The sequence below is a fragment of the Streptomyces sp. NPDC058308 genome (assembly GCF_042880275.1).
Classification (GTDB): Bacteria; Actinomycetota; Actinomycetes; order Streptomycetales; family Streptomycetaceae; genus Streptomyces.
On sequence record NZ_JBHVZA010000002.1, the window covers coordinates 431,021 to 444,809 of the forward strand.

Annotated in this window: 13 protein-coding genes and 1 riboswitch; of the genes, 3 read left to right on the forward strand and 10 right to left on the reverse strand. The window is 67.2% G+C overall.

Annotated features, from left to right (window positions below):
• Window positions 1-121 precede the first annotated feature (121 nt).
• A complete protein-coding gene (locus tag ACFVYL_RS04545; RefSeq protein ID WP_389712819.1) occupies window positions 122-859 on the forward strand; it encodes a rhomboid family intramembrane serine protease in 738 nt (245 codons plus the stop codon).
• On the forward strand, window positions 856-1,137 hold the full coding sequence (locus ACFVYL_RS04550) for an Lrp/AsnC family transcriptional regulator (RefSeq protein ID WP_055566223.1): 282 nt from the start codon (window positions 856-858) through the stop codon (window positions 1,135-1,137). Before ACFVYL_RS04545 ends, ACFVYL_RS04550 begins: the two co-directional genes overlap by 4 nt.
• 55 nt (window positions 1,138-1,192) lie before the next feature.
• Here ACFVYL_RS04550 and ACFVYL_RS04555 read toward each other — a convergent pair whose 3' ends face one another.
• The 6 genes from ACFVYL_RS04555 to ACFVYL_RS04580 all read right to left on the reverse strand — a co-directional run bounded on the left by ACFVYL_RS04555 (window position 1,193) and on the right by ACFVYL_RS04580 (window position 8,416).
• The gene (locus ACFVYL_RS04555) at window positions 1,193-2,575 is read right to left on the reverse strand and encodes an aminotransferase class V-fold PLP-dependent enzyme (RefSeq protein ID WP_389712820.1); all 1,383 of its coding nucleotides are present in this window, start codon (window positions 2,573-2,575) and stop codon (window positions 1,193-1,195) included.
• 190 nt (window positions 2,576-2,765) lie between these two features.
• Window positions 2,766-2,883: riboswitch (SAM riboswitch) on the reverse strand.
• Window positions 2,884-2,965: 82 nt separating this feature from the next.
• Entirely contained in the window at window positions 2,966-4,030 is a 1,065-nt protein-coding gene (trpD, locus tag ACFVYL_RS04560; protein WP_389712821.1) for an anthranilate phosphoribosyltransferase, read from the reverse strand.
• A gap of 189 nt (window positions 4,031-4,219) precedes the next feature.
• Window positions 4,220-5,860, reverse strand: a complete 1,641-nt coding sequence (locus tag ACFVYL_RS04565) for a cytochrome bc complex cytochrome b subunit (RefSeq protein ID WP_389712822.1) — start codon at window positions 5,858-5,860, stop codon at window positions 4,220-4,222.
• A complete protein-coding gene (locus ACFVYL_RS04570; RefSeq protein ID WP_389712823.1) occupies window positions 5,857-6,912 on the reverse strand; it encodes a Rieske 2Fe-2S domain-containing protein in 1,056 nt (351 codons plus the stop codon). The genes ACFVYL_RS04565 and ACFVYL_RS04570 overlap by 4 nt, the downstream gene beginning before the upstream one ends.
• On the reverse strand, window positions 6,909-7,718 hold the full coding sequence (locus ACFVYL_RS04575; protein ID WP_361730142.1) for a cytochrome c: 810 nt from the start codon (window positions 7,716-7,718) through the stop codon (window positions 6,909-6,911). The genes ACFVYL_RS04570 and ACFVYL_RS04575 overlap by 4 nt, the downstream gene beginning before the upstream one ends.
• A 77-nt stretch (window positions 7,719-7,795) precedes the next feature.
• Window positions 7,796-8,416 (reverse strand): heme-copper oxidase subunit III, encoded by a 621-nt coding sequence (locus ACFVYL_RS04580; RefSeq protein ID WP_055566234.1) that lies wholly within the window; start codon window positions 8,414-8,416, stop codon window positions 7,796-7,798.
• A 198-nt stretch (window positions 8,417-8,614) separates the two neighbouring features.
• Here ACFVYL_RS04580 and ACFVYL_RS04585 point away from each other — a divergent pair, with 198 nt between their 5' ends.
• Complete coding sequence (locus ACFVYL_RS04585; protein WP_389712824.1) at window positions 8,615-9,013, forward strand: hypothetical protein; 399 nt, start codon at window positions 8,615-8,617, stop codon at window positions 9,011-9,013.
• A 91-nt stretch (window positions 9,014-9,104) separates the two neighbouring features.
• On the opposite strand, the gene ACFVYL_RS04590 is transcribed toward ACFVYL_RS04585, so the two are convergent.
• The 4 genes from ACFVYL_RS04590 to coxB all read right to left on the reverse strand — a co-directional run bounded on the left by ACFVYL_RS04590 (window position 9,105) and on the right by coxB (window position 13,580).
• Complete coding sequence (locus ACFVYL_RS04590) at window positions 9,105-10,352, reverse strand: Ig-like domain-containing protein (protein WP_389712825.1); 1,248 nt, start codon at window positions 10,350-10,352, stop codon at window positions 9,105-9,107.
• A 134-nt stretch (window positions 10,353-10,486) separates the two neighbouring features.
• A complete protein-coding gene (locus tag ACFVYL_RS04595) occupies window positions 10,487-10,885 on the reverse strand; it encodes a cytochrome c oxidase subunit 4 (RefSeq protein ID WP_389712826.1) in 399 nt (132 codons plus the stop codon).
• Window positions 10,882-12,621, reverse strand: coding sequence for a cytochrome c oxidase subunit I (gene ctaD / locus ACFVYL_RS04600; RefSeq protein WP_389712827.1), 1,740 nt, complete (start codon window positions 12,619-12,621; stop codon window positions 10,882-10,884). Before ctaD ends, ACFVYL_RS04595 begins: the two co-directional genes overlap by 4 nt.
• Complete coding sequence (gene coxB, locus ACFVYL_RS04605) at window positions 12,618-13,580, reverse strand: cytochrome c oxidase subunit II (protein ID WP_389712828.1); 963 nt, start codon at window positions 13,578-13,580, stop codon at window positions 12,618-12,620. The genes ctaD and coxB overlap by 4 nt, the downstream gene beginning before the upstream one ends.
• Window positions 13,581-13,789: the final 209 nt, after the last annotated feature.

A 13,789-nucleotide genomic window follows, 5' to 3' on the forward strand; every position in this document is an offset into this window, starting at 1 on the left:
TACGCAGGTTTCCGTGTGCGCATTGCCCGTAACCCTAAGGCCTGTAAGGGGCGCCATGCGGCGGCCTGCCGAGCGGCATGGCGGTCTGCGGAGGTAGTGCCCGTTACGTCATGCTCTGTTCATGATCCGCACATGGGGTACGAAGGCAGGCCGGCTGCTCGGGGGGCGCACCGCCCCGGTGACGTACGGGCTGATCACCGTCTGCTGCGCGGTCTTCCTGATCTCCCCGGTCTCCGGGTTCAACCCCTCCTACGGCCGCGGCGACGAGTTGATCGGTGCGCAACAGGTCTACTTCGAGCGGTGGGGAGTGGTACCCGTCGAACTGTTCAGCGGTGCCCCGGGCGCCGCCCTCGGCCCGTTCACCGCCCTGTTCGTGCACGGCAGCTGGCTTCATCTGCTGGGGAACATGCTGTTCTTGTACGTGTTCGGGGTCATGGTCGAGGAACGCATGGGCCACCTCCGGTACGCCTTCTTCTACCTCTGCTGCGGATATCTCGCCCTGCTCGCCTACGCGGCCGCGCACGCGGGCTCGGACCAGACACTCGTGGGCGCGTCGGGGGCGATCTCCGCCGTCCTCGGTGCCTGCCTCTATCTCTTCCCACGGGCGCGGGTCACCAGCCTCTTCCCGTTCCTCTTCTTCCTGCCGCTGCGCTTTCCGGCGTGGGTGGTGCTGCCGTTCTGGGTGACGCTGCAGTGGCTGGCGGCGGGGCAGGGAGGCAAGGGGGCGGGGGTCGCCTATCTGGCGCATCTGGTGGGCTTCTCGCTCGGCTTCCTCGTCGCGTGGGGGTGGAGTGCGCGGAGGACTAGAGTGCATGTGAAAGGCAGTGCACCGGCCACCGAGGGAGACAGCCAGCCGTGATCACCGCGATCGTGCTCATCAAGACCAGCGTGGACCGGATTCCGGAGATCGCCGAGTCGATCGCCGCGCTGGACTCCGTCAGTGAGGTCTTCTCCGTGACCGGTACGTACGACCTGATCGCGATGGTGCGGGTGCCGCGCCACGACGACCTGGCGGACGTCATCCCCGGCCGGATCAGCAAGATCCCCGGCGTCGAGGGGACCGACACGCACGTGGCGTTCCGTACGTACTCGCAGCACGACCTGGAAGCGGCCTTCGCGATCGGCCTCGACTCCTAGGCCCTTCTGACGGATCTCCGCGGGAGGACCCTGGGCGCCGTCCGCGCCCGTCCGGTCAGGCGGCCGCGCCGGTGTCCGGCACGCAACGCCCGTCCTCGGTGCGGTAGTTCCACCGGGCGCCGTCCGCCACCAGCTCCTTGACCGCGCGCACGAACCGCTCGACGTGCTCGTCGGGGGTGCCCGCGCCGAAGCTCACCCGAATGGCGTTGAGGGACTTCTCGCCGGGCGCGGCCTCGGGAGCGCCGCACTCGCCGGGCTCGTCGGGCACGCTGCCGAGCAGGGTGCGCACCAGCGGGTGCGCGCAGAACAGGCCGTCCCGTACGCCGATCCCGTACTCGGCGGAGAGCGCGGCGGCGAAGTGCGAGCTGTTCCAGCCGTCCACGACGAAGGAGATGACGCCCACGCGCGGCGCGTCGTCCCCGAACAGCGAGAGCACCCGCACGGCCGGTACCTCGGCGAGGCCCTCGCGCACCTTCGTGATCAGGTGCTGCTCGCGGGCGACGAGCTCGTCGAAGCCCGCGTCGGTGAGCGCCTTGCAGGCGGAGGCGATGGAGTAGACGCCGATGACGTTGGGCGAACCGGCCTCGTGGCGGGCGGCGGTGTCGTGCCACTCCACGTCCACGCCACCGCCTGCTTCCTTGGGGCGCCGCGCCACCTTGCGCGAAGCGCCGCCGCCGGCGAGGTAGGGCTCGGCGTCGCGCAGCCAGTCGGAGCGGCCCGCGAGGACGCCCGAGCCGAAGGGCGCGTACAGCTTGTGCCCGGAGAACGCGACCCAGTCCACATCCAACTCCTCGATGGAGACGGGGTGGTGGGGCGCGAGCTGGGCGGCGTCGAGCACGATCCGGGCGCCGTGCGCGTGCGCGGCCGCGGCGAGCTCCCGCACCGGCCACAGCTCGCCGGTGACGTTCGAGGCGCCCGTCACGCACACCAGGGCGGGCCCGTAGGGGTCGCGGTCGGCGAGGGCGCGCTCCAGGGTGTGCACGGCCTCGTCGGGGGTGCGCGGCGCGTTCAGGTAGGTGACGCGGGCGTCCCGCCACGGAAGCAGCGAGGCGTGGTGCTCGGTCTCGAAGACGAAGACCTGGCAGTCGGCGGGCAGGGCGGCGGCCAGCAGGTTCAGCGAGTCGGTGGTGGACCGGGTGAAGACGACCTGGTCGCCCTCACGGCAGCCGAGGAACTCGGCAACGGTGGTGCGGGAGTTCTCGAAGAGGTCGGTGGAGAGCTGCGAGAGGTAGCCCGCCCCGCGGTGCACGCTGCCGTAGTACGGGGCGTACGCGGCCACGTCGTCCCACACCCGCTGCAGCGCCGGCGCGCTCGCCGCGTAGTCGAGCGCGGCGTACGTCACCTCGCCACCGGTGACCAGCGGAACGGTGACGTCCCTGCCGAGGACGGCCAGCGGGGCGCAGACGGACGAGTCGGCGGCAACGGCGGAAACAGACATGGTGAACTCCCGTAAGAGACAAGTGAGTTCACTGCGAAGGCGCACGTACGGCAGAGGGGTACGGCGGTGCAGTGATGAAGAGAAAAAGGGTGCGCGGAAAGGGGCCGGAGGCCCTAGCACATTCGCTTGCTCACGAGACTGCTCCCTTGAGGACCAGGACCCCAGGGGCGGACATTCACCGATGTCCAGGGGTCCGCGCTTGCCATACGCCTTGCTGCGTACGACCTGGTCTTCACCCGGGGCACCCCGCCACGGACGGAGGGTTGCCGGACAGCGGGCCGGGGCCGTAGTCGCTGTCACTCATGACCTGTGCAGCATCCTGCCACACGATCTTCGACGCGCAAGGCGCAGTCCAGAATCCGGACTGCGCCTTACGTCACATGGCGGGCATCAGCGGTTGCTGGCCGCCACCCAGCGCTCCAGGGCCCGCTTCGCGGCGCCCGAGTCGATGGCCTGCGCCGCCTTCGCCATCTGGGCCCGGATCTGCTCCACGAGCGGCTCTCCGGTCGGCGAGAGGGCGACCAGGGCCGCCGCGGAGTTCAGCAGCACCGCGTCCCGCACCGGCCCGCTCTCGCCGTCGAGCAGCCGCAGCGCCACCTCCGCGTTGTACGAGGCGTCGGCGCCCCGCAGCGCCTCGACCGGCACCAGGCCGATCCCCACCTCGCGGGGGTCGAAGGCCTCCTCGCGCACGGCGCCGTCCCGCACTACCCAGACCCGGGAGGTCGAGGTGGTCGTCAGCTCGTCGAGCCCGTCGTCCCCGCGGAACACGAGGGAGGAGTGCCCGCGCTCGGCGAACACCCCGGCGACGACGGGCGCCATCCGCGGGTCGGCGACCCCGACCGCCTGGGCCCGCACCTTCGCCGGGTTGGTGAGCGGACCGAGGAGGTTGAAGACGGTCCTGATCCCCAGCTGACTGCGCGCGGCGCCCGCGTGCCGCAGCGCGGGGTGGAACTTCACGGCGAAGCAGAACGTGATGCCGGCCTCCTCGGCGACCTCGACCACCCGCCGGGGCGTGAGGTCGAGGTTGACGCCGAGCTTCTCAAGGACGTCGGAGGCGCCGGACGCGCTGGAGGCGGCGCGGTTGCCGTGCTTGACGACCTTGGCGCCCGCTCCCGCGACGACGATCGCGGACATGGTGGAGATGTTGACGGTCTTGGCCCCGTCGCCACCCGTGCCGACGATGTCGACGGTCGGGCCGGGCACCTCGATGACGTTGGCGTGCGCGTACATGGCACGTACCAGGCCGGAGATCTCCTCGACCGTCTCGCCCTTGGCCCGCAGCGCGATCACGAAGCCCGCGATCTGCGCGTCGGTGGCCTCGCCCCGCATGATGCGGTCCATGGCCCATGCCGTGTCGTCGGCGCTCTGGTCCCGCCCGTCGAGCAGGCCGTTCAGCACGTCGGGCCAGGAACGGGCCGCCGCGGTGTCGCCTCCTGCGGGGGTCACAGCGTTCATAGCCGCTCCTGTTTTGTCTGCCGGTGTGGGAAACACCCCGACACGTCGGGGTGGCACCACCCTATCCAGCGCCGGGACAGCAAAGAGCCCCGTCCATGCGCTGGACGGGGCTCTTGCCGTGGCGACCGTGGGCCCCTACTCGACCGAAGCCGAGAGTGGGGAGGTCAGAGCTTCAGAGCTCGCGGTTGATCAGTGGTGGCCGTGGCCGCTCGTGATCTCCTTGTACTCGTCGGCGGTGGGCTTGGGGATCTGGTTGTGCTCCCCGTAGTAGCCCTTGGAGAGCTTCGCCCGGAGCTTCTGCGAACCCGACAGCTTGCGCTCGACACCGTTCTCGTCGACCGACGGGCCGATCTCGACCGGCTGGTACTGCTCGTGCGCCGTGAGGGTGTGCAGCTGGTCCTGGCTGAGCGGCTCGTGGATCTCGATGAACTCACCGTGCGGCAGGCGCTTGATGATGCCCGACTCGCGGCCGTGCAGCACCTTGTCCTTGTCACGCCGCTGCAGACCCAGGCAGATCCGCTTGGTGACGATGAAGGCGATGACCGGTCCGGCGAAGAAGGCGATCCGGACGAACCAGGTGATCGCGTTCAGCGACAGGTGGAAGTGGGTCGCCCACAGGTCGTTGCCGCCACCGACGAGCATGACCATGTACGCCGTGAGCCACGCGACACCGAAGGCCGTACGGGTCGGGGCGTTGCGCGGGCGGTCCAGGATGTGGTGCTCGCGCTTGTCGCCGGTGACCCAGGACTCGATGAACGGGTAGACCGCGATGGCCACGAGGACCAGCGGGAAGACCACGACCAGCGGGATGAACACGCCCAGGACGAGCGTGTGACCCCAGAGGTTGATCTCCCAGCCCGGCATCACACGGATCAGACCCTCGGCGAAGCCCATGTACCAGTCGGGCTGGGCGCCGGTGGACACCTGGTCCGGGCGGTACGGGCCGATGGCCCAGATCGGGTTGATCGAGGCGATCGCCGCGATGACCGCGATGACACCGAAGACCAGGAAGAAGAAGCCTCCGGCCTTGGCCATGTAGACCGGCAGGAGCGGCATGCCGACGACGTTCTTGTTGGACTTGCCGGCACCCGCGAACTGCGTGTGCTTGTGGTAGAAGACCAGGATCAGGTGCGCCACCACGAGGCCGAGCATGATGCCCGGCAGCAGCAGGATGTGCACCGAGTAGAACCGGGCCACGAAGTCGCCGCCGGGGAACTCCCCGCCGAACAGGAACATCGACAGGTACGTGCCGACGATCGGCACTCCCAGGATGGCGCCCTGCATGAAGCGGACACCGGTACCGGAGAGCAGGTCGTCCGGGAGCGAGTAACCGGTGAAACCGGTGAACATGCCGAGGACGAACAGCAGGAAGCCGAACAGCCAGTTGACCTCACGCGGCTTGCGGAACGCACCCGTGAAGAACACGCGCATCATGTGCACGAACATGCCGGCGAGGAAGATCAGCGCCGCCCAGTGGTGGATCTGCCGGATCAGCAGACCACCGCGCACATCGAAGGAGATGTGCATGGTCGAGTTGAACGCCTCCGACATCAGCTGTCCCTGCATCGGGATGTAGCTGCCGGAGTACTCCACCTCGTTCATCGACGGGTGGAAGAACAGCGTCAGGTACACACCCGTGAGGATGATGATGATGAAGCTGTACAGGCAGATCTCACCGAGCATGAAGGACCAGTGGTCCGGAAAGATCTTGCGCATGTTGGCCTTGGCCAGGGAGTAGATCCCCAGCCGGCCGTCGGCCCAGTCGGCGACGCGCTCTCCGGCGGGCGCTTGCTTGCGCTGTTCGTTGGAGGAAGTGGTGGTGGTGCTCATCCGCGCTCCCAGAAGGCAGGACCGACGGGCTCTTCGAAGTCGCCGAGCGCCTCGAGGTAGCCCTTTTCGTTCACGCCGATGCGCAGCTGCGGCAGGGCGTGACCAGCCGGGCCGAAGATCACTCGGGCACCGTCGGAGAGATCGAAGGTGGACTGGTGGCACGGGCAGAGGACGTGGTGCGTCTGCTGCTCGTACAGAGAGATCGGGCAGCCCACGTGGGTGCAGATCTTGGAGTAGGCCACGATGCCTTCGTGCGACCACTCCAGCTCGCGCTTGTCCTTGATGTTCTCCGGCTGGATGCGGACGATCATCAGGGCGGCCTTGGCGATCTGCGTCTGGAAGTCGTGGTCGTGCTCCGACATCCCCTCCGGCATCGCGAAGGTCAGCGAACCGACCTGCACGTCCGCCGGACGCAGCGGCTCGTGCGTGTTCATGTTCACGAGCATCTTGCCCTTGCCCCACTTGGTGTGGCGGAGCTTGTCCTCGGGCAGCGGACCGAGGTCGCGCAGCAGGACGACGCCGGAGAGCGGGACCAGGGCCAGCGCACCGAACATCGTGTTCCGGATCAGCTTGCGCCGCCCAAAACCCGACTCCTCGGCACCCTGCTTGAAGTCCGCCATGACCTTGGCGCGGACCTCGGGCTCGGCCGCGATCTCGTGCCGCTCGTCGGTCATCTCGACGTCGGACATCAGGGTGCGGGCCCAGTGGACCGCGCCCGCGCCGATGCAGAACAGCGCCACGCCGAGGGTGAGGCCCAGGGCGAAGTTGAGGCCGCTGATGTGACCGATCGGGAAGACGTAGATGGTCTTGTCCGCCGGGATCGCCACGTACGAGGCGATGAAGCCCACCGTCGCGAGCATCGACAGCATGAACATGAACGCCACGGCACGCTCGGAACGCTTGGCGGCCCGCTCGTCGATGTCCTGGACGCGGTGCTCGTGGGGCGGCAGCCCCGGGTCGGCGAACGGGTTCTCTTCCGTCACCGCCACCGAGCCGTGCTCGGTCTCCTGCTTGCTGGGCAGGTTCTCTTCTGGAATCTCTTGGCTACTCATGACTTCTTGGCCTTTGCGGTCCGAGCGGCGACCCACACGGCGACCGCGATCAGCGAACCGAGACCGAAGATCCAGCCGAAGAGGCCTTCACTGACCGGACCCAGACCGCCCAGCTTGAGACCGCCAGGGCTCTCGGTCTTCTCACCGTTGACCGCGTCGAGGTACGCGATGATGTCCTTCTTGTTCTTCTCCGGCATCGTGGTGTCGGGGAAGGACGGCATGTTCTGCGGGCCGGTCTGCATGGCCTCGTAGATGTGCTTCGGGGAGACACCTTCGAGCGACGGCGCGAACTTGCCGTGCGTCAGCGCGCCACCTTCACCGGTGAAGTTGTGGCACTGGGCGCAGTTGGTGCGGAACAGCTCGCCACCCTTGGCGATGTCCGCTCCGTCCGGGCTGTACTGCTTCTCGGTCGGGACCGAGGGACCGGCACCCAGCGACGAGATGTACGCCGCCAGCTGGTCGATCTGGGCCTGGTTGTAGATGACCTTCTTCTTGGGCGCCTGGGCACCCTGCTGCTGGAGCGGCATACGCCCGGTGCCGACCTGGAAGTCGACAGCGGCGGCGCCCACGCCGACCAGGCTCGGACCGTCGGAGGAGCCCTGACCGCCGGTTCCGTGGCAGCTGGAGCAGCCCACGGCGTAGAGCTTCTTGCCCTCGTCGATGGCGAGGGACTGGGCGGTGTCATCGGCCTGCGCCTTGTCCGCCGGCGCGAACGCGGCGTACAGCCCCCCGGTGGCCGCCAGCGCGAGGAGTAGGACGACGACCGCCGCCAGCGGATGGCGTCGTCGTGCGGAGAGCTTTTTCACGGATTACCCCGGTGTCAGGATCTTCTGCGTCGATGCTTCTGGAATGTGTCGGATGTGCCGCGTGAGCGGCCTGCCGATTACTTGATCATGTAGATCGTGGCGAAGAGGCCGATCCAGACCACATCGACGAAGTGCCAGTAGTAGGACACGACGATGGCTGCGGTTGCCTGTTCGTGGGTAAACCTCCTGGCCGCATAGGTGCGTCCAAGGACCAGCAGGAAGGCGATCAGGCCGCCCGTCACATGCAGTCCGTGGAAGCCGGTGGTCAGGTAGAAGACCGAGCCGTAGGGGTCGGACGAGAGCGAGAGGCCCTCGTGCTTGACCAGCTCGGTGTATTCGTACACCTGACCGCCGATGAAGATCGCACCCATGATGAAGGTGACGATGAACCACATCCGGAGCTTCTTCACGTCGCCGCGTTCAGCGGCGAACACGCCGAGCTGACACGTGAGAGAGGAGAGCACCAGGATCGTGGTGTTCGTCGCCGAGAACGGGAAGTTCAGGGCCGAAGCCATTTCCTTCCAGTGATCAGGACCTGTCACCGATCGCAGGGTGAAGTACATCGCGAAGAGGGCCGCGAAGAACATCAGCTCGGAACTCAACCAGATGATGGTTCCGACGCTGGTGAGGTTCGGTCGATTGACCGGCGGGTGCGCGTGCCCGGTATCTACTGTCGTTGCTGTCGCCACGACCGACATTATGTCGGTCGCTTATCCCGCCCTCACCCCGGGGGGTGCCGTTCGGAGTGTCTACGGGGTGTGTCCTGCCCGGATGGCCCATCGGAGGCCTGTCCGAACCGGTGTTGACGGGGTGTCGGGAGGAGTAGCATCCGCGCATCGGTTCCCGATCCCATGACGGCACAGCTCGACGCAACAGCTCGACGTATCGGAGGAACAATGCAGCCGACCGCCACGGTGCTGGTCTACAGCGACAACGCGAGCACCCGCGAGCAAGTCCGGTTGGCCACCGGCCGCCGCCCGGCGACGGACGTTCCCGAGGTCAGGTTCGTCGAGTGCGCCACACCGCACGCGGTCATCAAGGAGCTGGACCACGGCGGCATCGACGTCTGCGTCCTGGACGGCGAGTCCGCACCGGGCGGGATGGGTGTCTGCCGCCAGATCAAGGACGAGATCTTCCAGGCGCCGCCCGTCCTGCTGCTCATGGGGCGCCCGCAGGACGCCTGGCTGGCCACCTGGAGCCGCGCGGAGGCCGCGGTGACCCTGCCGGTCGAGCCGGTGGAGTTCGCGGCCGCCCTGGCAGGCCTGTTGCGCAGCAAGAAGGCCGTGGAGGCCTGACGGCCACCCTGATCACCGACGGAGGGGCCCACGCCGCGGCGTGGGCCCCTCCGTTCGTCTGCGCGCCTCTGAGAGCCTCTCTGCCGGGCCGCTAGACCTGCGGCCGCAGTCTGGCCGCGTCGACCACCGAGGGGCCTTCCTTGGCCCCGTTGAACAGCGCGCTGCCCTTGCGCCACTTCTTCCAGCTCATGTTCCAGTCGCCGAGTCCGTTGCCGAAGGCGGGCATGTCCTCGCCGTAGCTGTTGACGACCCTGACCAGGTCGCCCTGCCGGATGGTCTCGTAGAACCAGGCGGCGTCGCCGGTGCTCATGCCGGTGCAGCCGTGGCTGGTGTTGGCGTACCCCTGCGAACCCACCGACCAGGGCGCGGCGTGCACGTACTCGCCCGAATCGGTGACGCGTGTGGCGTAGTACACCTGCTTGTCGTAGAAGTCCGACGCGCCGATGCTGGCGCTGGTCATGCGTACGGAGTACTCCTTGCCCAGCACCACCTTGACGCCGTTGCGCGTGGAGTAGCCGGGCTTGCCCGTGGTCACCGGCATGGAGTTGATCTCCTCGCCGTTGCGGTAGACCGTCATGTAGTGCGAGCCGGCGTCCGTCACGGCCTCGACCCGGTCGCCGATGGTGAACGTGAGCGGCTTGGTCTCGGCGCCCCACAGCTTGTCGCTGACCTTGAGGCCGCGCAGGTTGCTGGAGACGGAGACGGTCGATCCCGCGGGCCAGTACTCCTTGGGGCGGTAGTGCAGCGTCTCGCTGTCCACCCAGTACCAGGCGCCTTCTGTGGCGGGCGTCGAGCGGACCTTGAGCGCGCGTTCGACGACCGCCCTGGCTCCCTTGTCCTTCACCGGGGCGCTGAGCGAGGCCGTGACGGGCTGTCCGACGCCGTACTTGCCCTCCTCGGGACCGAAGGTGACCTTCAGCCGCTTCTTCTTGTCCGGGACGTTGGTGTCGAAGGTCATGACCTTGCGGCCGGGCGACCCGTCCTCGTCCTCGGTGCTCACCCGCACCGTGTAGTGGGCGTCCGCCGCCAGCGGTGTGGTGCTGTGCCACCGGTCGCCGTCGGCCGAGAGTTCGCCCGCCACGTACCGCCCTGCCGCGTCGGTGGCCGTCACATCGGTGATGCGCCCGTCGTCGCCCTGGGCGGTGACCTCCAGGGGCTTGTCCGGATCCGCCTTCTGGCTGCCCACAGGGCCGTTGAAGGCGATCTGGCCTGCCGCGTCGTACGGCTTCGCCGAGAGCGGGTGGCCGTCGGAGCCGCCGCATGCCGTGGCCCCTGCCCCGAGGGCGGCCACCAGCGTCGTGCAGCTCAGTACCGTGCGGATTCGCGGTGAGTGGCTCATGAACTCACGGTATGAAGGTTCATCCTGTCCGGCGCGGTGAGTGACCCGTCCGGGGGTCAACTCCGACACGCCGAGGGGCCCGGACACTTTTGAAAAAGTGTCCGGGCCCCTCGGGTCGAGCGGGAACTACGACCTCACTGGGTCTGGTTCTCGCCCCGGTAGTACTCGAAGACCCAGCCCCACAGGCCGATCAGGATGATCGGGGCCGAGAAGTACAGCAGCCACCAGCCGAAGACGACGCCCAGGAAGGCGAGCGCGCCACCGACGGCCAGGGAGAGCGGCTGCCAGCTGTGCGGGCTGAAGAAGCCCACCTCGCCGGCCTCGTCCGCGACGTCGGCCTCCAGATTGTCCTGTGCGGAGGCGTCGACCCGCCGGGCCGTGAAGGCCAGGTAGTAGCCGATCATGATGCACAGGCCGAAGGCCAGGAAGAGCGCCGTGGTACCGGCCGGCTCCTTCGACCACACGCCATAGACGATCGCCATGGCGAGGACGAAGACGCTCAGCCAGATGAACATCTTGCCCTGGATCTTCACTTCGTGGCCTCCTTGTCGCCGCCGAAGAGCGCGGCGTCCTTCTGCCCGTCGTTCTCGATCTGGCCGAGAGCGGCGATCTCAGGGTGGTGCAGGTCGAACGCCGGCGATTCCGAGCGGATGCGCGGCAGCGTGAGGAAGTTGTGCCGCGGCGGCGGGCAGGAGGTCGCCCACTCCAGCGAGCGGCCGTAGCCCCACGGGTCGTCGACCTCGATCTTCTTGCCGTACTTGGCGGTCTTCCAGACGTTGTAGAAGAACGGCAGGATCGACAGACCGAGCAGGAACGAGCAGATCGTCGAGATCGTGTTCAGGGCCGTGAAACCGTCCGCGGCGAGGTAGTCCGCGTAACGGCGCGGCATGCCCTCGGCGCCCAGCCAGTGCTGGACGAGGAAGGTGCCGTGGAAGCCGATGAACAGCGTCCAGAAGGTGATCTTGCCGAGGCGCTCGTCGAGCATCTTGCCGGTGAACTTCGGCCACCAGAAGTGGAAGCCGGAGAACATCGCGAAGACCACGGTGCCGAAGACGACGTAGTGGAAGTGCGCCACCACGAAGTACGAGTCCGAGACGTGGAAGTCCATCGGCGGCGAGGCCAGGATGACGCCCGTCAGACCACCGAAGGTGAAGGTGATCAGGAAGCCGACCGCCCACAGCATCGGGGTCTCGAAACTCAGGGACCCCTTCCACATCGTGCCGATCCAGTTGAAGAACTTCACGCCTGTTGGCACGGCGATCAGGAACGTCATGAAGGAGAAGAACGGCAGGAGGACTCCGCCGGTGACGTACATGTGGTGCGCCCACACCGTCACGGACAGACCCGCGATCGCGATGGTCGCGCCGATCAGGCCCATGTAGCCGAACATCGGCTTGCGGGAGAAGACCGGGATGACCTCGGAGATGATGCCGAAGAACGGCAACGCGATGATGTACACCTCTGGATGGCCGAAGAACCAGAAGAGGTGTTGCCACAGCAAGGCCCCGCCATTGGCGGCGTCGAACACATGGGCACCGAATTTACGGTCCGCCTCCAGGGCGAACAGCGCGGCGGCCAGGACCGGGAAGGCCAGCAGGACCAGAACGGCCGTCAGCAGGACGTTCCAGACGAAGATCGGCATGCGGAACATCGTCATGCCCGGAGCGCGCATGCAGATGATCGTGGTGATGAAGTTGACCGAACCGAGGATCGTGCCGAAGCCGGAGAAGGCCAGACCCATGATCCACATGTCCGCGCCGATGCCCGGCGAGCGGACCGCGTCCGACAGCGGGCTGTAGGCGAACCAGCCGAAGTCGGCCGCGCCCTGCGGGGTGAGGAAGCCGCCGACCGCGATGAGCGAGCCGAAGAGGTACAGCCAGTAGGCGAACATGTTCAGCCGCGGGAACGCCACGTCGGGCGCGCCGATCTGCAGCGGCATGATCCAGTTCGCGAAACCGGCGAACAACGGCGTCGCGAACATCAGCAGCATGATCGTGCCGTGCATCGTGAACGCCTGGTTGAACTGCTCGTTCGACATGATCTGCGTACCCGGGCGGGCGAGTTCGGCGCGCATGAAGAGCGCCATCACGCCACCGATGCAGAAGAACGCGAACGACGTGACCAGATACAGCGTGCCGATCGTCTTGTGGTCAGTGGTGGTCAGCCACTTGATGACGACGTTTCCCGGCTGCTTGCGCCTGACCGGCAGCTCGTTCTCGTACGAGTCTTCTGCTGCCGCGGCACCCTGGGGTTCGTTGAGGATGCTCACAGGTTGTTCGTCTCCCGGTTCTTCTCGTGGGGCGTCTGCTCGATGCCGGCCGGGATGTAACCGGTCTGGTTCTTCTTCACCAGGTCCTCGAGGTGCTGCTTGTAGCGCTCGGGAGAGACGACCTTGACGTTGAAGAGCATCCGGGAGTGGTCGACGCCGCAGAGCTCGGCACACTTGCCCATGAAGGTGCCCTCCTTGTTCGGAGTCACCTCAAAAGCGTTGGTGTGGCCCGGGATGACGTCCTGCTTCATGAGGAACGGCACCACCCAGAAGGAGTGGATGACGTCACGCGAGGTGAGCACGAAGCGGACCTTCTCGCCCTTGGGGAGCCAGAGGGTCGGGCCGGGGTTGCCGTTCTGGGGGTTCCGCTCGCCGGGCGTGCCGACTTCGTAGACACCGTTGGCCTTGGCCGGGAAGTCCTTGCGGAACTTGTCCGGGATGGCCTCCAGGTCCTTGGAGGTCTTGGCGTTGTCCTTGCCGGCGCCCGGAACGTTCTCGACGTAGTTGAAGCCCCAGCTCCACTGGTAGCCGACCACGTTGACGGTGTGGGCGGGCTTTTCGTCGAGCTTGAGGAGCTTGGACTCATCACGTGCCGTGAAGTAGAAGAGCACCGACACGATGATGAGGGGCACCACTGTGTAGAGCGCCTCGATGGGCATGTTGTAACGCGTCTGCGCCGGTACTTCCACCTTGGTGCGGCTGCGCCGGTGGAAGATGACGCTCCACAGGATCAGACCCCAGACCAGGACGCCCGTGGCGAGCGCTGCCGCCCACGAGCCCTGCCAGAGGGAGAGAATCCGCGGAGCCTCTTCCGTTACCGGGGTGGGCATTCCAAGGCGGGGGAAATCCTTGTATGTGCAACCGGTGGCGGTCGCCAGGATCAGGCCCGCAGTCAGCACCTGCGGCAGCTTCCGCCGCATCGGGCGCCGCGACGAGCGGTCGGAGCCGTTGGGACTCACGTAGCGCCTTCCCGAGAGTCTCGCCCGCGCGGTCGGCTGCGGCCTTCACGCTGGTAGGTCGCCGCCCTGCGTCGGGCAGGGGTTTGGATGTTTATGCGGACCAAACCCTACTGGACGCTATTTGGGGTCGCGCGGGGAGGGTGCCTAACGCGCCGCGGGTCACTCCGAAGGGTGGGACGGCCGCCCGTCGACCGGTTTCTGACGGGTGC